23 protein-coding genes and 1 tRNA gene are annotated in these 22,246 nt (G+C 57.6%); 15 read left to right on the top strand and 9 right to left on the bottom strand.

Going from position 1 to position 22,246, the window contains the following annotated elements; translation table 11 throughout:
* Nucleotides 1-137: 137 nt before the first annotated feature.
* On the top strand, nucleotides 138-1,601 hold the full coding sequence (locus HBN61_RS15995; RefSeq protein WP_094994766.1) for a glyceraldehyde-3-phosphate dehydrogenase: 1,464 nt from the start codon (nucleotides 138-140) through the stop codon (nucleotides 1,599-1,601).
* 75 nt (nucleotides 1,602-1,676) lie between these two features.
* Here HBN61_RS15995 and tcuC read toward each other — a convergent pair whose 3' ends face one another.
* Together tcuC and HBN61_RS16005 are read right to left on the bottom strand one after the other, a co-directional pair.
* The gene (tcuC, locus tag HBN61_RS16000; protein ID WP_094994765.1) at nucleotides 1,677-2,975 is read right to left on the bottom strand and encodes an MFS transporter; all 1,299 of its coding nucleotides are present in this window, start codon (nucleotides 2,973-2,975) and stop codon (nucleotides 1,677-1,679) included.
* A gap of 151 nt (nucleotides 2,976-3,126) precedes the next feature.
* Nucleotides 3,127-3,690, bottom strand: a complete 564-nt coding sequence (locus tag HBN61_RS16005) for a chalcone isomerase family protein (protein ID WP_170047152.1) — start codon at nucleotides 3,688-3,690, stop codon at nucleotides 3,127-3,129.
* A gap of 295 nt (nucleotides 3,691-3,985) precedes the next feature.
* On the opposite strand from HBN61_RS16005, the gene sthA reads away from it, so the two are divergent.
* Nucleotides 3,986-5,380: a Si-specific NAD(P)(+) transhydrogenase gene (gene sthA / locus HBN61_RS16010; RefSeq protein WP_047275673.1), complete on the top strand. Its 1,395-nt coding sequence runs from the start codon at nucleotides 3,986-3,988 to the stop codon at nucleotides 5,378-5,380.
* A 42-nt stretch (nucleotides 5,381-5,422) separates the two neighbouring features.
* Here the strand turns inward: sthA and HBN61_RS16015 are convergent, their stop codons facing one another.
* Both HBN61_RS16015 and HBN61_RS16020 read right to left on the bottom strand, forming a co-directional pair.
* Nucleotides 5,423-6,145 (bottom strand): glycerophosphodiester phosphodiesterase family protein, encoded by a 723-nt coding sequence (locus HBN61_RS16015; RefSeq protein ID WP_170047154.1) that lies wholly within the window; start codon nucleotides 6,143-6,145, stop codon nucleotides 5,423-5,425.
* 40 nt (nucleotides 6,146-6,185) lie between these two features.
* A complete protein-coding gene (locus tag HBN61_RS16020) occupies nucleotides 6,186-6,773 on the bottom strand; it encodes a PilZ domain-containing protein (protein WP_070413007.1) in 588 nt (195 codons plus the stop codon).
* Between the two features lie 94 nt (nucleotides 6,774-6,867).
* Here HBN61_RS16020 and HBN61_RS16025 point away from each other — a divergent pair, with 94 nt between their 5' ends.
* The 3 genes from HBN61_RS16025 (at nucleotide 6,868) to HBN61_RS16035 (ending at nucleotide 10,115) form a co-directional block, all read left to right on the top strand.
* Nucleotides 6,868-8,118 carry a lipoprotein-releasing ABC transporter permease subunit gene (locus HBN61_RS16025; RefSeq protein WP_094994762.1) on the top strand — a complete coding sequence of 417 codons (1,251 nt, stop codon included), beginning with the start codon at nucleotides 6,868-6,870 and terminating at the stop codon, nucleotides 8,116-8,118.
* A gap of 7 nt (nucleotides 8,119-8,125) precedes the next feature.
* On the top strand, nucleotides 8,126-8,809 hold the full coding sequence (gene lolD / locus HBN61_RS16030) for a lipoprotein-releasing ABC transporter ATP-binding protein LolD (protein WP_170047176.1): 684 nt from the start codon (nucleotides 8,126-8,128) through the stop codon (nucleotides 8,807-8,809).
* Nucleotides 8,810-8,870: 61 nt separating this feature from the next.
* Nucleotides 8,871-10,115 (top strand): lipoprotein-releasing ABC transporter permease subunit, encoded by a 1,245-nt coding sequence (locus HBN61_RS16035; RefSeq protein ID WP_094994760.1) that lies wholly within the window; start codon nucleotides 8,871-8,873, stop codon nucleotides 10,113-10,115.
* A gap of 62 nt (nucleotides 10,116-10,177) precedes the next feature.
* Here the strand turns inward: HBN61_RS16035 and HBN61_RS16040 are convergent, their stop codons facing one another.
* Both HBN61_RS16040 and HBN61_RS16045 read right to left on the bottom strand, forming a co-directional pair.
* Nucleotides 10,178-11,542 carry a heavy metal sensor histidine kinase gene (locus HBN61_RS16040; protein WP_170047178.1) on the bottom strand — a complete coding sequence of 455 codons (1,365 nt, stop codon included), beginning with the start codon at nucleotides 11,540-11,542 and terminating at the stop codon, nucleotides 10,178-10,180.
* On the bottom strand, nucleotides 11,542-12,222 hold the full coding sequence (locus HBN61_RS16045) for a heavy metal response regulator transcription factor (protein WP_170047156.1): 681 nt from the start codon (nucleotides 12,220-12,222) through the stop codon (nucleotides 11,542-11,544). Before HBN61_RS16045 ends, HBN61_RS16040 begins: the two co-directional genes overlap by 1 nt.
* Nucleotides 12,223-12,373: 151 nt before the next feature.
* On the opposite strand from HBN61_RS16045, the gene copI reads away from it, so the two are divergent.
* Both copI and queF read left to right on the top strand, forming a co-directional pair.
* Complete coding sequence (gene copI, locus HBN61_RS16050; RefSeq protein ID WP_170047158.1) at nucleotides 12,374-12,925, top strand: copper-resistant cuproprotein CopI; 552 nt, start codon at nucleotides 12,374-12,376, stop codon at nucleotides 12,923-12,925.
* Nucleotides 12,926-13,007: 82 nt separating this feature from the next.
* Nucleotides 13,008-13,838, top strand: coding sequence for an NADPH-dependent 7-cyano-7-deazaguanine reductase QueF (gene queF / locus HBN61_RS16055; protein WP_094994756.1), 831 nt, complete (start codon nucleotides 13,008-13,010; stop codon nucleotides 13,836-13,838).
* Between the two features lie 47 nt (nucleotides 13,839-13,885).
* Here queF and HBN61_RS16060 read toward each other — a convergent pair whose 3' ends face one another.
* Nucleotides 13,886-14,359 (bottom strand): peroxiredoxin, encoded by a 474-nt coding sequence (locus HBN61_RS16060; RefSeq protein ID WP_170047160.1) that lies wholly within the window; start codon nucleotides 14,357-14,359, stop codon nucleotides 13,886-13,888.
* Between the two features lie 10 nt (nucleotides 14,360-14,369).
* Nucleotides 14,370-14,930 (bottom strand): glycine cleavage system transcriptional repressor, encoded by a 561-nt coding sequence (locus HBN61_RS16065; protein WP_094994754.1) that lies wholly within the window; start codon nucleotides 14,928-14,930, stop codon nucleotides 14,370-14,372.
* A 325-nt stretch (nucleotides 14,931-15,255) separates the two neighbouring features.
* Between HBN61_RS16065 and dapA the strand changes: the two genes are divergently transcribed.
* The 5 genes from dapA (at nucleotide 15,256) to HBN61_RS16090 (ending at nucleotide 18,953) form a co-directional block, all read left to right on the top strand.
* Nucleotides 15,256-16,134, top strand: coding sequence for a 4-hydroxy-tetrahydrodipicolinate synthase (gene dapA, locus HBN61_RS16070; RefSeq protein ID WP_094994753.1), 879 nt, complete (start codon nucleotides 15,256-15,258; stop codon nucleotides 16,132-16,134).
* 17 nt (nucleotides 16,135-16,151) lie between these two features.
* Nucleotides 16,152-17,267 (top strand): NlpB/DapX family lipoprotein, encoded by a 1,116-nt coding sequence (bamC, locus tag HBN61_RS16075; RefSeq protein WP_170047162.1) that lies wholly within the window; start codon nucleotides 16,152-16,154, stop codon nucleotides 17,265-17,267.
* Between the two features lie 4 nt (nucleotides 17,268-17,271).
* Nucleotides 17,272-18,030: an MBL fold metallo-hydrolase gene (locus HBN61_RS16080; protein WP_170047164.1), complete on the top strand. Its 759-nt coding sequence runs from the start codon at nucleotides 17,272-17,274 to the stop codon at nucleotides 18,028-18,030.
* A 28-nt stretch (nucleotides 18,031-18,058) separates the two neighbouring features.
* On the top strand, nucleotides 18,059-18,772 hold the full coding sequence (gene purC / locus HBN61_RS16085; protein ID WP_047274084.1) for a phosphoribosylaminoimidazolesuccinocarboxamide synthase: 714 nt from the start codon (nucleotides 18,059-18,061) through the stop codon (nucleotides 18,770-18,772).
* Nucleotides 18,773-18,863: 91 nt separating this feature from the next.
* A tRNA-Ser gene (locus tag HBN61_RS16090) sits at nucleotides 18,864-18,953 on the top strand.
* Between the two features lie 211 nt (nucleotides 18,954-19,164).
* Here HBN61_RS16090 and HBN61_RS16095 read toward each other — a convergent pair.
* Nucleotides 19,165-19,836: a hypothetical protein gene (locus tag HBN61_RS16095; protein WP_170047166.1), complete on the bottom strand. Its 672-nt coding sequence runs from the start codon at nucleotides 19,834-19,836 to the stop codon at nucleotides 19,165-19,167.
* A 158-nt stretch (nucleotides 19,837-19,994) separates the two neighbouring features.
* Between HBN61_RS16095 and HBN61_RS16100 the strand changes: the two genes are divergently transcribed.
* The 3 genes from HBN61_RS16100 to HBN61_RS16110 form a co-directional block, all read left to right on the top strand.
* The gene (locus tag HBN61_RS16100; RefSeq protein ID WP_170047168.1) at nucleotides 19,995-21,368 is read left to right on the top strand and encodes a helix-turn-helix domain-containing protein; all 1,374 of its coding nucleotides are present in this window, start codon (nucleotides 19,995-19,997) and stop codon (nucleotides 21,366-21,368) included.
* Between the two features lie 54 nt (nucleotides 21,369-21,422).
* Nucleotides 21,423-21,650, top strand: a complete 228-nt coding sequence (locus HBN61_RS16105) for a helix-turn-helix transcriptional regulator (RefSeq protein ID WP_170047170.1) — start codon at nucleotides 21,423-21,425, stop codon at nucleotides 21,648-21,650.
* A gap of 408 nt (nucleotides 21,651-22,058) precedes the next feature.
* On the top strand, nucleotides 22,059-22,246 hold a 188-nt coding region (locus HBN61_RS16110), incomplete at its 3' end, for a transposase (protein WP_524539063.1).

The raw sequence follows: 22,246 nt of genomic DNA on the forward strand, positions 1-22,246 counted from the left end.
ACTGCAAAAACGCGGATAGCGATTTTTTTCACCTGTAAATATTGAGGCTTAATCGTTTCAGTCAAGCCTCATGACAGGCGCACATTGCCCATGGCCAGAGCCGGCGGCATAATGTAGCCCCTTTTTTCAGCCCCTACATGTGGAAGGTTCCCGTGACTCAGAAGCCCGACCAGTGTCTTGGTGAATGGATCGACCGTGAAGCACTCGCAGAAGCGATGATTCCGCTGATTGGTCAGCTCTACCGCAATAACAACGTGGTGAGCTCGATCTATGGCCGCAGCCTGATCAACCGTTCAGTCATTGCGATTCTCAAAGCTCACCGCTTTGCGCGTCATCGCCAGTCCGATGACATCGAATTGTCCGTGCACGAAACTTTCCCGCTGCTCAAAGCGATGAGCGAACTCAAGCTGGGTGCTGCTTCGGTAGACCTGGGCAAGCTGGCCGTCAAGTTCAAGGCCGAAGGCAATGGCCGTACCGCCGAGCAGTTCGTGCGTGAAGAGCTGGCCGACGTGGTAGGTCAGCAAAACGCCGAAGCCCGTAAAGGCACCGACGTCGTGCTGTACGGTTTTGGCCGTATCGGCCGCCTGTTGGCGCGCATCCTGATCGAAAAAACCGGCGGCGGCGACGGTCTGCGCTTGCGTGCGATCGTTGTGCGCAAAGGTGCCGATAATGATCTGGTCAAGCGTGCCAGTCTGTTGCGTCGTGACTCGGTGCATGGCCCGTTCGACGGCACCATCGTGGTGGACGAAGAAAACAACACCATCACCGCTAACGGTAACCTGATTCAGGTGATCTACGCGAAGAACCCGACTGAGGTGGACTACACCCAGTACGGCATTCAAAACGCATTGCTGGTGGACAACACCGGTGTATGGCGTGACGCCGACGGTCTCGGCCAGCACCTGGCGTGCCCTGGCGTAGATCGCGTGGTCCTGACGGCGCCTGGCAAAGGCAAACTCAAGAACATCGTTCACGGCATCAACCACGGTGAAATCACCGCTGACGACAAAATCATTTCGGCTGCTTCTTGCACCACCAACGCCATTGTGCCGGTGCTTAAAGCTGTGAATGACAAGTTCGGCATTGTGAACGGTCACGTTGAAACGGTTCACTCGTACACCAACGACCAGAACCTGATCGACAACTTCCACAAGGGCGACCGCCGTGGCCGTTCGGCTGCGCTGAACATGGTCATCACCGAGACCGGCGCTGCCACGGCTGCCGCTAAGGCGCTGCCTGAGCTGGCTGGCAAGCTGACCGGTAACGCGATCCGCGTGCCGACGCCAAACGTGTCAATGGCCATCCTCAACCTGAACCTTGAGAAGCCGGCCACTCGTGAAGAAATGAACGAGTACCTGCGTCACATGGCGCTGCACTCCGAGCTGCACAAGCAGATCGACTTCGTCAGCTCGCAGGAAGTGGTTTCCACTGACTTCGTTGGCTCGCGTCACGCGGGTGTAGTTGATGCCGAAGCCACTATCTGCAACGACAACCGCGTTGTGCTGTACGTGTGGTACGACAACGAGTTCGGTTACAGCTGCCAGGTAGTGCGCGTGATGGAAGACATGGCCGGGGTTAACCCGCCAGCGTTCCCGCGCTAAGCGTCTGCTGCAAGTGAAAACGCCCCGACCGGTTCGGGGCGTTTTTGTTTCTGCTCTGTAACGTTTACAGAGGTGTCACGCGTTGCCCGCCACAGCCGATTTGGCTGTGCGCAGTTCATGCGTGTTGCCACGAAACAGCACAACGGTCGCAATCAGCCCAAGCACCGCCGCCCCGGTCAGCCACAGGCCCGGGGCTGCCTTGTTGTCCAATACGTGGATCAAATAGGTGCACGCTGCCGGGGTGAACCCACCGAAGGTTGCGGTCGCCAGGCTATAAGCCAGCGAGAAGCCAGTGGTTCGTACTTCCACCGGCATGATTTCGGTGAGTGCCACCACCATCGCGCCGTTGTACGAGCTGTACAGGAACGACAGCCACAGTTCGACGATCAGCAAATGGCTGAAGCTCGGGTTGGCCACCAGCCATGACAGCGATGGGTAGGCGGTCAGAATCGCGAGAAGGGTCGCACCCAGCAGTAAGGGTTTGCGCCCGATCTTGTCAGACAGTGAGCCCATCACCGGTAGCCAGAAGAAGTTGGAGGCACCGATACAGACCGTCACCAACAGCGCATCAAAATCTGACAGATTCAGCTCTGCTTTCCCGAAGGTCGGGGTGTAGGCCGTGATCAGGTAAAACGACACAGTGGTCATCACCACCAGCGCCATACCGCCCAGTACCAGTCCAAAGTTCTGACTGATTGAACGAATGATTTCCCGCAGGGTTGGGCGATGTTCGCGAGCTTCAAATTCTGGCGTTTCTTCCATTGAGCGGCGAATGACAAAGATCACCGGCACAATCAGGCAGCCCAGCAAAAATGGAATTCGCCAGCCCCATTCGCCCATGTCTTGTGGGCTAAGCCAGTGATTCAAGCCGACACCAAGCAGCCCGGCAAAGACCACGGCGGCTTGCTGGCTGGCGGACTGCCAGCTGACAAAAAAGCCTTTGCGGCCCGGTGTGGCAATTTCTGACAAGTACACCGAGACGCCACCCAGCTCTACACCTGCGGAGAACCCTTGTAACAGGCGGCCTAACAGCACCAGCAGTGGCGCAGCTACGCCCAGCGTGGCGTAACCCGGTACACAGGCAATCAGCACTGTACCCATGGCCATCAGGGCGAGGGTGATGATCAGGCCTTTGCGTCGGCCATGGCGGTCAATGTAGGCGCCGAGGAAGATCGCACCCAGCGGGCGCATCAAGAAGCCAGCGCCGAACGTGGCCAGCGCGAGCATCAAGGAGGCGAAGGCGCTATTACTTGGAAAGAATGTGTTGGCAATGGCCGTGGCATAAAAGCCAAAGACCATGAAATCGAACATTTCGAGGAAGTTACCGCTGACAACGCGAAAAATCGCCTTGCCTTTACCTGCACTGGAGGCCATCAGAAATCACCCGCTGTTATCTGTTTTATGCGTATCCATGTTTTTAGTCGTCCACACTGCCTGTTCCGGGGCTGCGCCGGTCAGCAAAACAGTTTTGTAACCATATGTGTATCAAAATGTGTAGGCAACTAATGATGTGACTACCGATTGTTCACGGGGTTTGTGCCAGGAGTGTTTGGCGCAGTGTTTCGGGCAACCCTTCAGGGGCGAGCCAAATGCCCAGGTACGCTTTGGCAAGCGCCCTGTCTTTGGTGTTGAAGATGACCCGGCCATTGCGTTCAAGGTTCAGGCCCCGAACGGGGTCGTAATCCAGTGCATAGCGGTCACCGCGTTGGATATTGGCGAAGCTGCCTTGCAGTTTCTTTAATCCCGGGTCGAGGGCGCTGAGTGTGGCAGGGGAGTGTTGGCGCTTGAGAATGGCAGCAGAGGCCGTGGTGATGTCGCTGTGATCAAGGTCGCGCAAATAAAACAGTTCAAGGCGCACGTCACGCAGCTGTTCATAGGCGCGTTGGGGGCTGAGGTTGGCAGGCGTAAACAGTGCTGCAGCGTAGATGTCGGCCCACAGGTAGGTCAGCACGATTTGACCTTTGCGTTGCAGGGTTTGAGAACCATCTTGAAGCTGGGTGGGAAAATTCGCCTCCTTGATCGGTTTTGTCTCGTCTGCCAAGCAGTTAATGCTGTTCATCAACAACAGAGCGATCAATAGCGGGCGCATGAGGGGGCTCTCTGAATGATTAAATGGGACCAGTGGCGCGGGACTGCGATCAAGGCAAAGGGGCCTGCGGCGTTTACATTTCACGCAGCCCGTTTCTGTACCTTGAAGAGAGTTAAGGCCACTTCTCGATGTAGTGAACACAAAATTAGCCTACGACGAGACCAAGGGTTAATGTTCGCCGCGTTCAGGCTTCTATAGACTGTGCCCCACGTTTTGATCCTTCATGGCGCCGGCCGCGTCATGATTTAGCCGCAGGCGCCTGAAAATGCGCCGCGGCCCGTTCTGAGGAGTACGCATGGCTGTCTACAACTACGACGTAGTGGTACTGGGTTCCGGCCCGGCAGGAGAAGGTGCGGCAATGAACGCCGCTAAAGCAGGGCGCAAGGTGGCGATGGTCGACAGCCGGCGTCAGGTCGGCGGCAACTGCACACACTTGGGCACCATCCCGTCCAAGGCGTTGCGTCACTCGGTCCGGCAGATCATGCAGTTCAACACCAACCCGATGTTTCGGGCGATCGGTGAACCTCGCTGGTTTTCCTTCCCGGATGTGCTGAAAAGCGCCGAGAAGGTGATTTCCAAGCAAGTGACCTCTCGCACCGGTTACTACGCCCGTAACCGTGTGGACCTGTTCTTCGGCACTGGCAGTTTTACCGACGAGCAAACCATTGAAGTGGTCTGCGCCAATGGTGTAGTTGAAACGCTGATGGCCAAGCAGATCATCATTGCTACCGGTTCGCGCCCATATCGCCCGGCCGATATCGATTTCACCCACTCGCGCATCTACGACAGCGACACTATCCTCAGCCTGGGTCACACCCCGCGCAAGCTGATCGTCTACGGTGCTGGCGTGATTGGTTGTGAATACGCGTCGATCTTCAGTGGTCTGGGCGTACTGGTTGAGCTGGTGGATAACCGCGAGCAACTGCTGAGCTTCCTTGATTCCGAGATCTCGCAGGCGCTGAGCTACCACTTCAGCAACAACAACATCACCGTGCGTCACAACGAAGAGTACGAGCGTGTTGAAGGCGTCGAGAATGGCGTGATCCTGCACCTCAAGTCGGGCAAGAAGATCAAGGCCGATGCCTTGCTCTGGTGCAACGGCCGTACTGGCAACACTGATCAGCTGGGGCTGGAGAACATTGGCATCAAACCCAATGGTCGCGGCCAGATCAGCGTGGATGAGAACTACCGCACTGTGGTGCCCAACATCTACGCGGCAGGCGATGTGATTGGCTGGCCGAGCCTGGCCAGTGCGGCGCACGACCAGGGCCGCTCGGCTGCGGGCAGCATCGTGGACAATGGCAGCTGGCGTTTCGTGAATGACGTGCCGACCGGCATTTACACCATTCCGGAGATCAGCTCGATCGGCAAGAACGAGCAAGAGCTGACCCAGGCTAAAGTGCCTTACGAAGTGGGCAAGGCGTTCTTCAAGGGCATGGCGCGTGCGCAGATTGCAGGCGAGCCGCAAGGCATGCTGAAAATCCTGTTCCACCGCGAAACCTTGCAAGTACTGGGCGTACATTGCTTCGGCTATCAGGCATCGGAGATCGTGCACATCGGTCAGGCGATCATGAATCAGCCGGGCGAGCTCAATACCCTGAAGTACTTCGTCAATACCACGTTTAACTACCCGACCATGGCTGAAGCCTATCGGGTAGCGGCTTACGACGGCCTTAACCGGCTTTTTTAAGCGGCTCCGGCCGGTGGCCTGAGCCGGCCGGGGAGACCGATTTCAGCCATTCCCGAGGGTGGCAGTGGCCAAACCGGGAAAGTCTGTAATCAGGCTATCTACGCCGAAATCAGCGAGTCTGCGCATCAATGCAGGCTCGTTGACTGTCCATACCGACACATGCAAACCCTGACGCTGGGCTTTTTCCAGGCGCTCCGGGATGCAGAGTGTCCAGTTCAATGCCAGCATCTCGCAGCCATAGTTTTGCGCGACCTTCAACGGGTCGAGCCAGGCGTACTCTGCAACCAGTCCGCGGGACAAGTCCGGTGTCAGCTCGATAGCAGCCTTGAGCACTTCACGGGAACTTGAGGTCACGGTGACTTTATCCATCAGGCCGTGACGCTGGGCCATGTCGCGAATCGCCAGTACGGTGGTCGCCGCTCGCGTGCGTGACGCGCTTTTGACTTCCAGCTGCCAGTGTTCGAAGTCGCATTTTTCAAACAGTTCTTCGAGTCGTGGAATCGGACACGGATGCACCCAGCCAGGGCCGCCTTTGCGTGCGTCATAGGTCGCCAGGTCCGCTGCGGTGTGTTCAATCACCTTGCCGCGTCGGTCGGTAGTGCGCTTGAGCGTCGGGTCGTGGATCACCATCAGCTCACCGTCCTTGGACAGGTGCAGGTCGAGTTCGCAGCGGCGCACGCCGTGCTTGAGGCATTGCTCAAAGCTGGCGAGGGTGTTTTCGGGTGCTTCGCCTTTGGCGCCGCGATGGCCATAAATCAGGGTCACAATTGCTCCTTAATACACAATTCACAGCGTTGGGACGCGCTTACTCTTCTTCGGCTGCTTCGTTTTGTTCTCGGGCCAGACGGCGTGCCTGAGCCTGTTTCTGCAATATGTAACGGGCCAGCAACTGGCGCTGTGCGTCGGTGATGGCTTCGAACTCGGTGCCTATCTCGAATTGGCCGCTGCGCGGGGTGCAATGCGTGACCTTGGCGCGCAACAGCAGCCCCAACGCTTGCGGCATCAACACCAGTTTGATTGAGAGGTGGGTACCCGGTGAATAGGCGTTTGCATGCTGGAACTCGATACCACCTTCGGAAAGCTTGACCGGTTGCAGTTCGCCGATCTTGCCCAGTACGGTCTGCGCGACCACCTGGCTTAGCAGGTCGACCCGTTTGTTCAGGGTTTTTAGGTAACTGGAGAGGGTGCGGTCGCGTTCGCTGATCTGGCGCAGCAGGTGCTGCGACTCGAATTCACTCAGGTGTAACTCACTGAGTAAATTGAATAAAGGCGAAGCATCCTGCAACACTTCAGTGCTCGCGGCTTGAGGTGCCGACAGCGGGGTTATTTCCAGTGCGATCACATCATCGATACGGTAGTATTCGCGGCGATCTGCTTCATCTAATGTCGACATGGCGAACCCATGGTGGCGGCTGTGGTCTGAGTGTAAAGCTGCTTATCAGGCCCCGCCACAAGGACGTCTTCTTTTCCCTCGAACAAGCCCCGACATGTTCAGACCTCTCTTCGTATTTATCGGCACGCGTTATACCCGTGCAAAGCGTCGCAATCATTTTGTGTCGTTCATTTCTCTGACTTCAATGATCGGACTCGCCCTTGGCGTGATCGTGATGATTGTGGTGTTGTCGGTGATGAACGGCTTCGATCATGAGATGCGCACCCGTGTGCTGGGCATGGTGCCCCACGCGACCATTGTCGGCGACCAGCCGATCAGTGACTGGCAGTCGTTGGCCGCTCAGGTCAGGCAGAACCCGAAGGTGGAGGCGGTTGCGCCGTACACCCAGATGCAGGGCCTGCTGACCCATGACGGTAACGTGCAAAAGGTCCTGCTCAATGCGATCGATCCCGCGCAAGAACGCAAGGTGTCGATCATTGACCGGTTCATGTTGCAAGGTCAGCTCGACTCACTGGCGCCCGGCGGCTTCGGCATCATCATTGGCGACAAGGCGGCGAAAAAGCTCGGCGTGGCGGTTGGCGACAAACTGACGTTTGTGGCCCCGGAAGTCACGGTGACCCCGGCAGGTATGTTTCCGCGCATGAAGCGGTTCACGGTGCAGGGCATTTTCCATGTGGGCGCCGGTGAAATCGACGGCTATCTGGGCATTACTAACCTGCAGGATCTGGCGCGTTTGCAGCGCTGGAAGCCGGACCAGGTGCAAGGTTTGCGCCTGAAGTTCGACGACCTGTTCCAGGCACCTCGCACGGCGTGGGAAATCGCACAAAAGCTGGGCGATGACCGTTATTACGCACGTGACTGGACCCGCACCCACGGCAACCTGTATCAGGCCATCCGCATGGAAAAAGCCATGATCGGTCTGCTCCTGTTGCTGATTGTGGCCGTGGCGGCTTTCAACATCATTTCCACGCTGGTCATGGTGGTGAACGACAAGAAGGGCGACATCGCGATCCTGCGTACGCTGGGCGCTACGCCGGGCACGATCATGGCCATTTTTATGGTGCAGGGCACCGTGATCGGCGTGGTCGGCACTGCCATTGGCGCGGTGTTGGGCATGCTGGCAGCCTTGAATGTGAGCGCGGCGATCGCGGCCCTTGAAGGGCTGATCGGCCACAAGTTTCTGAACGCCGACGTGTATTTCATCGACTACCTGCCGTCGCAATTGCAGATGCAGGACGTGTTGATGGTCTGTGGCGCGGCATTGGTTCTGAGTTTCCTCGCGACCTTGTACCCGGCCTGGCGTGCTGCGCGCACCCAGCCTGCGCAGGCGCTTCGTTATGAGTGAGTTGGGCATGAAAGAACAAGCAGTGTTGAGTTGCCGCGACCTGGGCAAGTCCTACGAGGAAGGCCCGGAGTCAGTGGTGGTGTTGTCGGGCCTGCAACTTGAGTTGCACCCGGGTGAGCGCGTAGCCATCGTCGGCACGTCGGGCTCGGGCAAAAGCACCTTGCTTAATTTGCTCGGTGGCCTCGACACGCCGTCCTCCGGCAGTGTGTGGCTGGCGGGTGAAGAACTGTCGGCGCTGGGCGAGAAGGCCCGTGGCCAATTGCGTAACCGTTCATTGGGTTTCGTCTACCAGTTTCACCATTTGCTGCCCGAGTTCACGGCGCTGGAAAACGTGTGCATGCCGTTGTTGATCGGCAAGACATCGATTCCTGAAGCGCGGGAGCGGGCCATGGCACTGTTGACCCGTGTCGGCCTGAGCCACCGTCTGGAGCACAAGCCGGCCGAGTTGTCCGGTGGTGAGCGCCAACGCGTGGCCATTGCTCGTGCGCTGGTCAACAAGCCCGGGTTGGTGATGCTCGATGAGCCGACCGGCAACCTCGACGCCCACACCGCGCAAGGCATTCAGGACCTGATGCTCGAACTCAGTACCTCGATGCGCACTGCGTTCCTGGTGGTGACTCACGACATGAACCTGGCCCGTCAGATGGATCGTGTGCTGCACCTTCAAGAAGGTCGCCTGACCACGATTTAATCGGCCAAAACCCGGCGCCCTGACCGGTGCCGGGTCTTTTATTTTTTTACGGTGCCCGCGAATGTTCAGACCGTTATCGATTTTTATCGGCACGCGCTATACCCGCGCCAAGCGCCGCAATCGTTTTGTTTCGTTCATCTCCATGACTTCAATGATTGGCCTCGCCCTGGGCGTGCTGGCGATGATCGTGGTGCTGTCGGTGATGAACGGTTTTCAGCGTGAAATGAGTAACCGCATCCTCGGCATGGTGCCCCATGCCACCATCATTGGCGTAAAGCCCATTGATGACTGGCGCCCGGTGGCCGAAGCCGCCATGAAAAATCCAGAGGTCACGGCGGCGGTGCCGTTCACCGAGATGGAAGGGATGCTGTCCTACAAGGGGGCTATGCAGCCTATCCAGATCAGCGGCGTGGACCCGGCACGGGAAGGCGAGGTGTCCATCGTGACCCGGCACATCGTGCAGGGGCGCATGGAAGACTTGAAACCCGGCGAATTTGGCGTGGTATTGGGTGATATTACCGCGCGCCGTTTCCGCTTGGGCGTGGGCGACAAGATTACCTTGATCGTGCCGGAAGCCAGCACCGCGCCGGGTGGCATCACCCCGCGCCTGCAACGCTTGAATGTGGTGGGGATCTTCAAAGTGGGCGCCGAACTGGATGGCTCGATGGGGCTGATCCACGTCGCCGACGCAGCCACCATGCAACGCTGGGAGCCGAATCAGGTACAGAGCGTGCGCCTTGCGGTCAAGGACCTGTATGCCGCGCCGAGCGTCTCGGCTGAAGTAGCCGCCGGGTTAGGTGACGGCTACCGCGCGGATGACTGGACGCACACCCAGGGCAGTCTGTTCAGCGCCATGAAAATGGAAAAAACCATGATTGGTCTGCTGTTGTTGATGATTGTGGCCGTGGCCGCGTTCAACATCATCGCAACCTTGATCATGGTGGTGAATGACAAGGGCGCTGACATCGCGATCTTGCGCACCATCGGCGCCACGCCGCGTCAGATCATGGCCATTTTTATGGTGCAAGGCACGGTGATCGGCATTGTCGGCACCCTGATCGGTGGCGTGCTGGGCGTGATTGCCGCACTGAATGTCAGTGCGCTTGTGGGCTGGATGGAGCGGGTTTCGGGGCAGCACATCTTTAGTTCTGACGTTTACTTCGTCAGCAACCTGCCGTCCGAGTTGCAGGGCGCAGACGTGCTGCTGATTTGCACGGCGGGCTTTGTGCTGAGCTTCCTCGCGACGTTGTACCCGGCGTACCGTGCGGCGAAAATCCAGCCGGCCCACGCCCTGCGTTACTCCTGATCCTCGTACGTGTGCGCAGGCTGCTTGCTTGATGATCGAAGCATCGCAGCCTGCGGCAGCACCTACACCGACTGCGGCCTGACCGGCAGTTCAATCACAAACCGCGTCATCCCTTCCTGTGACTCACACCCAATCTGCCCGCCATGGGCGCGAATGATCGATTGGGTGATTGCCAGCCCCAAACCTGCATGCTCACTGCTGCCTTCCCGGCGTGCCGGGTCCGCCCGGTAAAACCGGTCGAACAGGCGTGGCAGTAACGCTGCCGGGATGCCGGGTCCAGTGTTTTCAAGGGTGATACGCACGCTTTGTGCTGACGGCGTCATGCGCACCCGGATCTCGCCGCCTGCGGGCGTGTAGCGCAAGGCGTTATCCAGCAGGTTGGACAGGGCCCGGCGCAGCATGCTGCGATCGCCTGCCAAGTGGCCGCTGCCTTCGTGGGTCAACTGAATGTGCGACTCTTCTGCCAGCAACGCATAAAACTCCAGCAAGGCTTCCACCTCTTGTGCAAGGTCCAGCGGTTCGCGCCTGGGTGTCAGCAGGCCGTGGTCGGCTTTGGCCAGGTACAGCATGTCGTTGACCAGCTGTGCCATCCATTGCAGCTCTTCGAGGTTGCTGTGCAGGGCTTCACGGTAGGCATCAATGTCGCGCGGCCGTGTCAGCGTGACTTGGGTGTGGGTCAGCAGGTTGGAGAGCGGTGTGCGCAGCTCGTGTGCAATATCGGCGGAGAAGGCCGACAGGCGCTGAAATGACGCGTCAAGCCGCTCCAGCATGGCATTGAAAGCACGCGCCAAATCTGCAAGCTCCGTAGGCATTTGCGCTTCGGGCAAGCGTGAATTTAGCGAATCAGCCGAGACGCTGGCCGCAATCGCGCTCATGCGGCGCAATGGACGCAAGCCACTGCGCGCGGCCCATGCCCCCAAGATTGCCGTGGCCAGCGCTGAGAGGCCGACGGTCATCCAGATCAAGCGTTGCATGCGCTGCAAGAAATGTTGGTGATGGGTGATATCCAGCAGCAACGTCAAGCGTGGCGCGTCCGGGGATTCCGGCTGGGGATTGAGTACGCGATAATCGGTGCCGTTTATTTGCAGGCTGCCCAATCCGGGTGAGGTGGGCAAATCGTTGGGCAGCCGGGATGAGCTGTCGAACCATACGTGACCGTCCGGGCCACGTACGCGAATGCTCAGATCGGGCTGATGACTCAAGTCTTGCAGCAACACCGGTAAACGCAGGGAGAACTGGTCCAGAGTGCTGACCCTGTGCAGCGTGCTGCGCAGTCCGGCAAGCCGGGCTTCCATCAGTTGCTGATCCAGTTCAACGAAATGCACCTCGCTGGCGCGTCCGAACAGCACCCCGGCGAACAGCGACACCACCGCCGTGCAACCCGCGAACAGCAGCGCCAGACGACTGCTCAGCGACAGACGACGCATCACGGCGTGCGCTCTTCGAGCACGTAACCCATGCCGCGCACGGTGTGGATCAGCTTTTGTTCGTGGCTGTCATCGATTTTCAGGCGCAGACGGCGGATGGCGACTTCGATGACATTGGTGTCGCTGTCGAAATTCATGTCCCACACCTGAGAGGCAATCAGCGATTTGGGCAGCACTTCACCCTGACGCCTGAGCAGCAACTCCAACAGTGAGAACTCCTTGGCAGTGAGGTCGATGCGCTGGCCGTTGCGTTCGACACGGCGGCGGATCAAGTCCAGACGCAGGTCGGCCAGTTGCAGGCTGGTTTCTTGGGGGGTACTGCTGCCTCGCCGCATGAGGCTGCGCACGCGTGCCAACAGCTCGGAAAAGGCAAAGGGCTTGACCAGGTAATCGTCGGCCCCCAGTTCCAAGCCATGAACGCGGTCTTCGACAGTATCACGGGCGGTGAGAAACAGCACAGGCATGTCCAGCCCGGCGCTGCGCACCGCTTGCAGGATTTGCCAGCCATCGCGTCCGGGGAGCATCACATCGAGGATCAACAGCGCATAGTCGCCGGTCAGGGCGAGGTGCTGACCGGTAATACCGTCAGCAGCCAGCTCGGTGATGAAACCCGCCTCGCTCAAGCCCTGACGCAGGTATTGCCCGGTTTTGGGCTGGTCTTCAACAATCAGCAGTTTCATGGGCGACCTATTTAAAAAATACCTCAGCCTTATACAGCGGTGCTTGCGGCGAAGGGTAATCCTGACAAAGTTGTAATCTTGCGGTCAGTTGACTGCCAGTGCCGAGGCTTAAAGTGGGGGAGTGTTCGAATAGTAGCCTTCTGGAGTTCCCATGACCCGACGTAATCGTGTAGCCCTTGCGGCATGTGTGCTGGCATTCAGTGTCTCGGCCGGTGCTTCACCGAGCAGTCATTCTGAGATCGGCCAGCCTGCTCCGGCTGCCAGCGCGACACGCACGATCAATATTGAAATGACTGATCTGGCATTTTCGCCCAAGACCCTGAATGTAAAGCCGGGTGAAACTGTGCGTTTTGTGCTGGTGAATAAGGGGCAGCTGCTGCATGAATTCAACCTGGGCGATGCGGCGATGCATGCCGAGCATCAGAAAGAAATGCTCAAGATGCAGCAAAGCGGGGCGATGACCACCACGGGCATGAACCACTCGGGTATGGATCACTCGGGAATGGACCATGGCGCGATGGGGCAGGGTTCGATGTCGATGACCGGGATGGTCCACGATGACCCCAACAGCGTGCTGGTTGAGCCAGGTAAAACCGCAGAGCTGACCTGGACATTCAGCGGTGCTCGCGACCTTGAATTTGCCTGCAATGTGCCCGGTCACTATGAGGCAGGCATGGTCGGGACGCTCAAAGTGGCGCCTTAAATCGTGAAGTTCGTCTGCGGGCGCTGAAAGCCGGGCGTAAACCCGATAGAATTGCCGGGTTTTTCTAGCCAGGTTTTTTGTCATGCATCCCGCAGCCGAACATTCGCCGCTGGGCAAGTCCAGTGAATACATCAGCACCTACACCCCGTCCCTGCTATTCCCCATCCCGCGAGCTGCGAAATGGGCAGAGCTGGGGCTGAGCGCCGAAACGCTGCCTTATGTCGGGGTGGATTACTGGACATGCTTCGAGCTGTCCTGGCTATTGCCGTCGGGTAAACCAGTCGTTGCCATTGGCGAGTTTTGTTTCGCCGCCGATTCGCCCAACATTGTGGAATCCAAGTCCTTCAAGTTGTACCTGAACTCCCTCAACCAGACCGTGTTTACGGATACATCAAGCCTGCTTGAGACCCTGACATCCGACTTGTCAGAAGCTTCGGGCAAGCCTGTCATCGTTCGCGTACGGACGTTGGATGAAGTGCAAGCTGATGGCGTAGGTGTTTTGCCGGGTGTGTGCATCGACGGGCTGGACATCACAGTCAGTGACTATGCGCAGCCGCGTCCTGAGCTTTTGGAGTGCGATGATTCGCAGGTGATTGAGGAAAGCGTTTACAGCCATTTGCTCAAATCCAACTGCCCGGTGACCAGTCAGCCCGATTGGGGCACCGTGGTGGTGCAATACCGTGGCGCTGCGCTGGATCACGCCAGTCTGCTGGCGTATCTGGTGAGCTTCCGCCAGCACTCCGACTTCCATGAGCAGTGCGTTGAGCGGATTTTTCTCGACCTGCAACGCCTGCTCAAGCCCGAGAAGCTAACCGTGTATGCACGTTACGTGCGTCGCGGCGGGTTGGACATCAACCCGTACCGTTCTACTGAAACGGTCGAGTTCAACAACGTGCGCCTGGTGCGTCAGTAAGGACCATTACCCGCAGGAGCAGGCTAGCGCCTGCGGGTCATCTGGCGTCAGGCGTTATTTAGCGCCTTCGCCCGTTCCAGCACGGCTTCAACGTGACCGGGAACCTTCACGCCACGCCATTCGTGACGCAACACGCCTTCTTTGTCGATCAGGAAGGTACTGCGGTCGACGCCCAGGTATTCCTTGCCATAGAGCTTTTTCAGCTTGATCACGTCAAACAACTGGCACAGGGCTTCCTCATTGTCGCTCAGCAGCTCGAACGGGAAGCCTTGCTTGGCCTTGAAGTTTTCGTGTGATTTCAGGCTGTCTCGTGAAACGCCAAAAATGTCGGTATTGGCTGCCTGAAAATCGGCGTAATGGTCGCGAAACCCCTGACCTTCGGTGGTGCAGCCCGGCGTGCTGTCTTTGGGGTAAAAGTAAATCACCACCTGCTTGCCTTTGAGGTCCGACAGTTTGACGGTTTTCTCACTGGTGGCCGCGATCTGGAAGTCGCTGACGGGTTGATCAATTGCAACAGCCATGGGTCGCTCCTTACATCGGGTTCTGTGGGCGCCAAGGTTCAATTAGCGCATCCAGGTTCAGCGCGTCGGCAAAATCAAGGAACTGATCGCGCAGCCAGCTGATTTGCACGCCTGCCGGCAAGGTCACGGTAAACGTGGCGTTGAGCATGGTGCCGCCGGTTTGCGGGGCTTGGTAGGTGTCGCAGGTCAGGTTTTCGAGTTCGACGTTGTGGTCGATGAAGAACTGGCACAGCTCATTGATGATGTCCGGGCGATACGCCGAACTGACATACGCCACGTAAGGCAAGGCTTGCGGGCGGGTTTCGAGCGCTGCACTGCGGATCACGTTGACGGTGAATGCGTGTTTTTTGGCCAGTGTTGGCAAACCGGCCTCAAGGCGCGCCAGGGCATCCCAGCTGCCGGTGACTTCCAGTACCAGTGCGCTGCACTCGCCGTGGCGCGTCAGGCGCGAAGTCACGACAGCGCAGCGGTTCTCATGGCTGGCACGGCACAGGACGTTGGTCAGCTCCATTGGGTTGGCGCCAAGGGCACTGATGACAAGGAATTGTTCGCGAACTGTGGGGGTGGACATTCAGCCTTCCTAAAACGATGAGTGGTCGGTACGGTCGGTGCACGCGCTGTCAGGGACCGCTGAATAGAGCGCGACTTGCTCGCACACAGTGGCCGTCACACAAGGTTTGGAAAATTGCAAACCTGGCACGGCGGCGTTTGGGTGGGGCTTTGAGCGCGATATAAAGAGCCGTAAAACAGGCCCGCGTGCACATCAGTACCAATCAAAGGCTGAAGGGTAGCGAAAAGCAGCGCGAAGGGGAATGCTCATCGGGCGCGCTGTTGCTTGTGCAAGGGTCAAGGCGCCAGTACCATTACGGCTCTCTTTTTCCGGCAGGAGCGGTTGCATGATTGCGGGCAGTATGGTGGCACTGGTCACACCTATGGATGCACAAGGTCGCCTGGATTGGGACGCTCTGAGCAAACTGGTGGACTTTCACCTGCAAGAGGGCACCAACGCCATTGTTGCCGTTGGCACTACAGGTGAATCGGCAACGCTGGATGTGAACGAACACATCGAAGTGATTCGTCACGTTGTCAAACAAGTCGCAGGGCGTATTCCGGTCATCGCCGGTACGGGCGCCAACTCGACCCGTGAGGCGATCGAGCTGACCACCAATGCGAAAGCGGCAGGTGCAGATGCTTGCCTGCTGGTCACGCCTTACTACAACAAGCCAACGCAAGAAGGCTTGTATCAGCACTTCAAAGCCATCGCTGAAGCGGTCGACATCCCGCAGATCCTCTACAACGTTCCGGGTCGTACCGCGTGCGACATGCTGCCTGCCACGGTAGTGCGCCTGTCGACGGTGCCGAACATCATCGGCATCAAGGAAGCCACAGGCGACCTGCAGCGCGCGAAGGACATCCTGGCCGGCGTCAACAAAGATTTCCTGGTGTACTCCGGTGACGACGCTACGGCTGTTGAGCTGATGTTGCTAGGCGGCAAAGGCAATATTTCCGTGACCGCCAACGTCGCCCCGCGCGCCATGAGCGACCTGTGTGCTGCCGCGATTGCGGGTGATGCCGTCAAGGCACGTGGCATTCACGAAAAGCTGATGCCGCTCAATAAAACCCTGTTTATCGAATCCAACCCTATCCCCGTGAAGTGGGCGCTGCATGAGATGGGCATGATGCCGGACGGTATCCGTCTGCCGCTCACCTGGCTCAGCGAAGCCTGCCACGAACCGCTGCGTCAGGCCCTGCGCCAGTCCGGCGTATTGGTTTAATTGAGGAAGCACTACGCATGAAGCGATTGGCCGGACTTTCCGCACTAGCCGTGATTATTTCCAGCACCAGCGGTTGCGGTTGGCTGTGGGGTCCAGAGGGTTATTTCCGGGACCGTGGCAGCGACTATCTGGAGGCGCAACAAACGGCGCCAATGCAATTGCCGCCGGGTGTGCAGACTGACAAGCGCCTTGTGCCGCTGTTGCCGATCCCGAGCAACGTGCCGGATGACAACGTTAAGGGCGAATTTGAAGTACCGCGTCCGCAGCCTTTGTTGGCTACCACCAGCGTCAGCGATTTCAGCCTGCAAAAAAGCGGCGACAGCCGCTGGTTAATGGCGCAGCGTTCTCCATCTGAAGTCTGGCCGCTGGCCATTCAGTTCTTCCAGGACAACGGCTTCCGTATTGATGAACAGCGCCCGCAAACCGGCGAGTTCACCACCACGTGGCAGGGCGCCAGCGAATTGTCCTCCCCGATGGCCCGTCACCTGGGCAGCAGTGGTCTGGCCGCAGACAGCGAAACCCGTCTGCGGGTCCGCATCGAGCCTGGCGTGCAGCGCAATACCAGCGAAATCTATGTGGTCAGTGCCAACCGCCCTGCGGGCAGCACGGCCAATGTTGATTTCACTAACCGTTCAGTCAACACCGGTCTGGATGCAGCGCTGGTTAATGAAATGCTGGTCAGCATGAGCCGCAGCGCCGACAAGGGCGGTACGGTGTCACTACTGGCGGCCCGCGATTTCGACACGCCGACCCGTGTGACCCTGAACGAAGATGGCAGCGGCAACCCGGTGCTGACCCTCAACGAAGACCTCGACCGTGCGTGGTCCAGCGTGGGCCGTGCGCTGGAGCAGGGCGAATGGCGTGTGGAAGATATCAACCGCACGTTGGGTCTGTACTACATCAACCTCGCTGAAAAAGCCCAGAAAAAAGACGATAAGCCTGGTTTCTTCGCCGGTATGTTTGGCAGTAAGCCCGACAAGGAAGAAGTCGAAGCCCGCGCCGAGCGCTATCAGGTTCGCCTGAGCAAGGTGGGCGACGCGGTGCAAGTGACGGTCGAAGAAAACATCAATACCGTCGCGTCGCCAGAAGTGGCACGCAAAGTGTTGAGCGTGATCCAGGACAACTTGGGCTGATCCTATGCGTTTTGCCGTTCTCGGCAGTGGTAGCCAAGGGAATGGCACGCTGATAGCCAGCGACAGCACCTATGTATTGGTTGATTGCGGTTTCTCTCTGCGGGAAACCGAACGCCGCCTGGTTCGGTTGGGCGTTAGCCCACACCAGCTGAGCGCGATTCTGGTAACCCACGAACATGCCGATCACGTGCATGGCGTGGGTTTACTGTCTCGGCGTTACAGTTTGCCGGTTTATATGAGCCGTGGCACCCAGCGCGGGATGCGCAAACCCCTTGAGCCTGCCGGTTATGTGGCGGGTGGCGAAACGTTGCAGATTGGTGCGTTGAACATCAGCGTTACCCGGGTCGCCCACGATGCACAGGAGCCAACGCAATACGTATTCAGTGATGGTCAACGGCGTTTCGGTTTGTTGACTGACCTGGGGTCCTATTGCGACGGCATACTGCACAGCTATCGTGATCTGGATGCGTTGATAATTGAGTCCAACCACTGTCGCGACATGCTTGCCCGTGGCCACTACCCGTACTTTCTCAAGCAGCGGGTGGGCGGTCAGGAAGGACATTTGAACAACCATCAGGCTGCAAACCTGGTGGCCGAGTTGGGCTGGAAAGACCTGCAACATCTGGTGCTGGCCCACCTGAGCAGCAAGAACAACCTGCCGCAGCTGGCCCGGCAATGTTTCGTCGACACCCTTGGGTGCGACCCGGACTGGCTGCAACTGGCCGATCAAGATTCAGGGCTAGACTGGCGCACAATCGCCTAGCCCACCTACTTAGCATGCGGAGCCCATCATGGAAAAACGTGAAGAACTCTATCGCGGTAAAGCGAAATCGGTTTACAAGACTGACGACGCCAACCGCTTGATCCTGCTGTTCCGCAACGACACCTCGGCGTTCGACGGCAAGCGCATCGAGCAGCTCGATCGCAAAGGCATGGTGAACAACAAGTTCAACGCCTTCATCATGCAGAAACTCGAAGAAGCCGGCGTGCCGACCCAATTCGACAAACTGCTGGGCGACAACGAATGCCTGGTGAAAAAGCTCGACATGATCCCGGTTGAGTGCGTCGTGCGTAACTATGCGGCGGGCAGCCTGGTCAAGCGCCTGGGCGTTGAAGAGGGCATGAAACTCAACCCTTACACTTTCGAACTGTTCCTCAAAGACGACGCCAAAGGCGACCCGTTCATCAACGAATCCCACGTAGTGGCGTTTGGTTGGGGTACGGCCGAGCAACTGGTGCGCATGAAAGAGCTGTCGCTCAAAGTCAACGAGGTGCTGAGCAAGCTGTTTGACGACGCCGGCCTGATGCTGGTCGACTTCAAACTCGAATTCGGCGTGTTCCATGACGGCTCGATTGTACTGGGCGACGAGTTCAGTCCGGACGGCTGCCGTCTGTGGGACAAAGCCACCGGCAAGAAGATGGACAAAGACCGTTTCCGTCAGGGGTTGGGCGACGTCATCGAAGCCTACGAAGAAGTGGCAAACCGCCTGGGTGTTCCGCTTTAAGCAGTAAAAACGCGCAAGCATCTGATAGCACGCAGTTTTTTTGAAAATAAGGTTTGCCTGAATCAAAAGTGCTGTTATGATGCGCGCCGTTGGAGAGATGCCAGAGTGGCCGAATGGGACGGATTCGAAATCCGTTGTACTGGCGACAGTACCTAGGGTTCGAATCCCTATCTCTCCGCCATATTTTACTGAAAAGCCCCGTTTTTACGGGGCTTTTTTGTGCTCGCTGCATTTTGTTCCCCCATTTGTTCCCCCATCTGGATTTCGGTGATATTCGATCCGTGAAATCCGTCCTACTTTCCGCCGTAGGCGTCACCCATTAATGCGACGTGTGGGATTTTCTGCCTTGTTCAATTTGCAGGTGGTTTTTCGGCACGCGTCTGTGTTTGCGCTCAAATCAACCTTTCGCTAACAAAGTCATGCTCAAACGCAATGAAGTTGAGCGACCTCTTCACCCCCTTCATCCGCTTTTCGACCTCTCGACGTGCATCAGTCTCGTCGCCATTGAAAGGGGGATGGTTGGTCTCCATCGACGATTCCCACATCACTAGCAGCTCCACGTGGCGTTCTAGGTGCTTCATCGCCACGTCCAGTTGGCGTTTGAGCATGGCGTTCGCTTGCTTAGCTGCTTTCTGCTCACTTTGTGCGGCTTCCTTCAGTTGTTTGGCTTTCCTTTGCTGATCCTGGGCGAGGCTGTGCAGGCCATCAATGAGTTCGGTAACGATCGATGTTTCTGTCTGGCCGGGAGCGGCAGCCAGACGACGGAGTTTCTTAACGGTGGAGTTGGGTAAGGAAAAGGTGCATGCCTGTTTGCCATTGCTCGGTGACCGGTACCTGCGCTGTCGTAGGGCATTTTTCATGCGCTCGATCAGCTTGAGCCCGGCGGCATGCTTCTCAAAAAATCGGATGAGTTCGACAGTTCCGCTATAGCCCGGGTTTCTGCGTCGAGGCATTGACGCTGCGCTGGAACCAAGGCTGTTGGCGCGTTCTTGCAGGTAATGTTCGGCCCATGCCCATTCATCCCGGTGCAGCCACTTAAGGTCATTTTTGGCTGCTTTTTCCATCGGACTTCACTCCTCCTAAATGCCTTTTGTACTGTGACTTGAAGACGTTTTCAATAGTGACGATTAGCGTTACGGTAACGTTATGCGTTTTGATGAGCTATTTGATTAAGTTATTTTACAGGTGTAGAAACAGATGCTTAATTCATGGAGACTCCGGTTTGGCTTTGCATATCCAGCGAATGATCAAGGAGTTGACCGCCTGTGGTGCGGCGGCGCGTTTTCTCTTGGAAGCTATGGCATGCGCTGTTCTTCAGGATCCCAACGACCGCACTATCTACAGCGCCAAGGCGCTAGCTAAGCAGTTTCAGCTTTCTGAAACGCTGGTCAGTGCCGCTTTAGCTGAACTCCTGTCCGTCGGTCTAGTGTGTCGGTTGTCGCAAGTGGCCGGACGAGGCCGGCCGACAATTCGTTACCTACTTGCAGCGGGAGCGATCGCTACGCTGAGGGCCAATCAATGCCCATACAGGCTCCACTCCCAACACCTGCAACGGCTCTTCTCTGGAGCCGCAATGGTGACGGATAGGTTAGGAGAGCCTAAGGAGGGGCGGAAAGAGAGGGCGGCCATTACCAGGCTGGGTAAACCCGCACCCCGTGGTGCTCGCGGTCAATTGAGTGCCTGTAATCGTTTATTGCTGGGTGTTTTGCTGGCGCATGCGGACCGCTTTGGCGTGGTTCAGGGGGTTGGTAACGTAGATTTACGCCGTGCCACCGGGCTCGATACCGATAGCCTTAGGTATCGACTTCAGCGGTTAGTCGCCTTGGGGTTGGTCCGTCGGTGGGTGCCGGGATTATCCAGTTCGGTGTTTAGCGGTGGGAAGATCAGCAGTACGTATTACCTCAATCTGAATCATCCGATATTCGCTGTGAAAAGCAGTACTGCGGTAATGGTGCATGTGGCCAGGGACTGGGATGGCAAGCGTATTGATCACGGGGAAATTCTTCGGCGGGATATGCAGGCCCACAGAAGTAGGCACGGTGAAACTCAGTCTGAAACTCCCGGTGCGGTGATTCGATTTCTAGCAGGGCAAAAAATCGAAGTTTTCGAGCTGCTTCAGCACATGCTGTTGCGCCATGCCTCTGATCTGCTTTCTCGGCATTGGCTTGACCTTGATCGTGTTCACCCAATTGACGCTGGCTGGCTGCTGGCAAATATCGCTGCGGCGCTGCGCAAATCATTGGCACTCGAAGACGGGCAAGCGAACACTGAGTTAGAGGAGGTGGTCGAGCATTTTGGCCGTCTGGTGTTTGATATAGCCCGGGAGTTCAAGGTTAGGTTTGATCAGGTGACTTGGATCGGGTTTGAGCCAGGATGCCTGAGCATCCTGCCGGCATCGGCGAATGCGGGTTATCAAGTCATTACGTTGGTGCTGCAGCCGCCACCGTTGGGCGCTCCTGAGTGCATGGTCCTACGAGAAACAAGGCATGGTGTGGTTGAGCCTAAAACCTGGGAAACCGAGGCTGAGATGCCGCTGAAGGATCGACAATTCTGTGGGCTGGCTTCATCTCCGGCGAGACGGCTGGTGATGGGGTAAGTCATTTTTTACTAACCCTGCCTTTCCTCTGAGCCATACAGAGGAGCCCCGCTCATGCGAATCATCCGCCTTAAACAAGTCATCGATTCCACCGGCCTGGCACGGTCGACCATCTACAAATACATTGGGGAAAACACCTTCCCCAAACCAGTTTCGTTGGGTGACCGCTGTGTCGGCTGGGTTGAAAGCGAAGTGCACGACTGGATCCTGGCAAGGATCGAGGAGCGTGATCTGGCTGAGGGGACGGCGATCCGACCTAACCGCCTGAGTATGGCCAGCTAGGAAACCACCATAAACGCCATGACCGGCTGCCCACCGGTCATGGCGTTTATGCCGAAGGGCGGTATATCCACTTTCGGACGCCCTGTGCAGACCGAGCAATGTTGCTCCTCACTGCCCGGTCCACTGGGAGGCAGGAGGCTAGGTTTCCGACTGTGCCAGGGTCAGTGATCGATGGTTTATCACCGGAGTAGGTGCGTGAGTGAAACACACGGTGTGACCGTGAAAATGCACTCGGCGATCACGGTGCAGTCGAGAGTGTCATTTGCGGCACGGGTATTATGCTTTTACTAGCTATTCCTAACCTACCAATGGGCCAGAGTTGCACTAGCTCTCCTACCGGTACTAAGGAATCTCCGAACAAGCCTTCAGTTATGCGAGAATCCCCGCAACACCTGATCCGAGCCGCCCATGAGCCAGATGAGCTTTTCCGACTTTGAGTACGCCGGCAAGCGCAAGCAAACCCGCCGAGAGCGCTTCCTCGCCGAAATGGATCAGGTGGTGCCCTGGGCAGGCCTGCTGGAGCTGATCGAACCGTTCTACCCCAAGGCCGGCGGCGGTAGAAAACCCTATCCTCTGGAAACCATGCTGCGCATCCA

This window comes from Pseudomonas sp. WS 5071, assembly GCF_012985765.1.
Lineage (GTDB): Bacteria > Pseudomonadota > Gammaproteobacteria > Pseudomonadales > Pseudomonadaceae > Aquipseudomonas > Aquipseudomonas lundensis_A.

Coding starts and splice junctions, on each gene's coding strand:
- HBN61_RS15995 (WP_094994766.1), top strand. CDS start 138: ATGTGGAAGGTTCCCGTGACTCAGAAGCCCGACCAGTGTCTTGGTGAA.
- tcuC (WP_094994765.1), bottom strand. CDS start 2,975: ATGGCCTCCAGTGCAGGTAAAGGCAAGGCGATTTTTCGCGTTGTCAGC.
- HBN61_RS16005 (WP_170047152.1), bottom strand. CDS start 3,690: ATGCGCCCGCTATTGATCGCTCTGTTGTTGATGAACAGCATTAACTGC.
- sthA (WP_047275673.1), top strand. CDS start 3,986: ATGGCTGTCTACAACTACGACGTAGTGGTACTGGGTTCCGGCCCGGCA.
- HBN61_RS16020 (WP_070413007.1), bottom strand. CDS start 6,773: ATGTCGACATTAGATGAAGCAGATCGCCGCGAATACTACCGTATCGAT.
- HBN61_RS16025 (WP_094994762.1), top strand. CDS start 6,868: ATGTTCAGACCTCTCTTCGTATTTATCGGCACGCGTTATACCCGTGCA.
- lolD (WP_170047176.1), top strand. CDS start 8,126: ATGAAAGAACAAGCAGTGTTGAGTTGCCGCGACCTGGGCAAGTCCTAC.
- HBN61_RS16035 (WP_094994760.1), top strand. CDS start 8,871: ATGTTCAGACCGTTATCGATTTTTATCGGCACGCGCTATACCCGCGCC.
- HBN61_RS16040 (WP_170047178.1), bottom strand. CDS start 11,542: ATGCGTCGTCTGTCGCTGAGCAGTCGTCTGGCGCTGCTGTTCGCGGGT.
- HBN61_RS16045 (WP_170047156.1), bottom strand. CDS start 12,222: ATGAAACTGCTGATTGTTGAAGACCAGCCCAAAACCGGGCAATACCTG.
- copI (WP_170047158.1), top strand. CDS start 12,374: ATGACCCGACGTAATCGTGTAGCCCTTGCGGCATGTGTGCTGGCATTC.
- queF (WP_094994756.1), top strand. CDS start 13,008: ATGCATCCCGCAGCCGAACATTCGCCGCTGGGCAAGTCCAGTGAATAC.
- HBN61_RS16060 (WP_170047160.1), bottom strand. CDS start 14,359: ATGGCTGTTGCAATTGATCAACCCGTCAGCGACTTCCAGATCGCGGCC.
- HBN61_RS16065 (WP_094994754.1), bottom strand. CDS start 14,930: ATGTCCACCCCCACAGTTCGCGAACAATTCCTTGTCATCAGTGCCCTT.
- dapA (WP_094994753.1), top strand. CDS start 15,256: ATGATTGCGGGCAGTATGGTGGCACTGGTCACACCTATGGATGCACAA.
- bamC (WP_170047162.1), top strand. CDS start 16,152: ATGAAGCGATTGGCCGGACTTTCCGCACTAGCCGTGATTATTTCCAGC.
- HBN61_RS16080 (WP_170047164.1), top strand. CDS start 17,272: ATGCGTTTTGCCGTTCTCGGCAGTGGTAGCCAAGGGAATGGCACGCTG.
- purC (WP_047274084.1), top strand. CDS start 18,059: ATGGAAAAACGTGAAGAACTCTATCGCGGTAAAGCGAAATCGGTTTAC.
- HBN61_RS16095 (WP_170047166.1), bottom strand. CDS start 19,836: ATGGAAAAAGCAGCCAAAAATGACCTTAAGTGGCTGCACCGGGATGAA.
- HBN61_RS16105 (WP_170047170.1), top strand. CDS start 21,423: ATGCGAATCATCCGCCTTAAACAAGTCATCGATTCCACCGGCCTGGCA.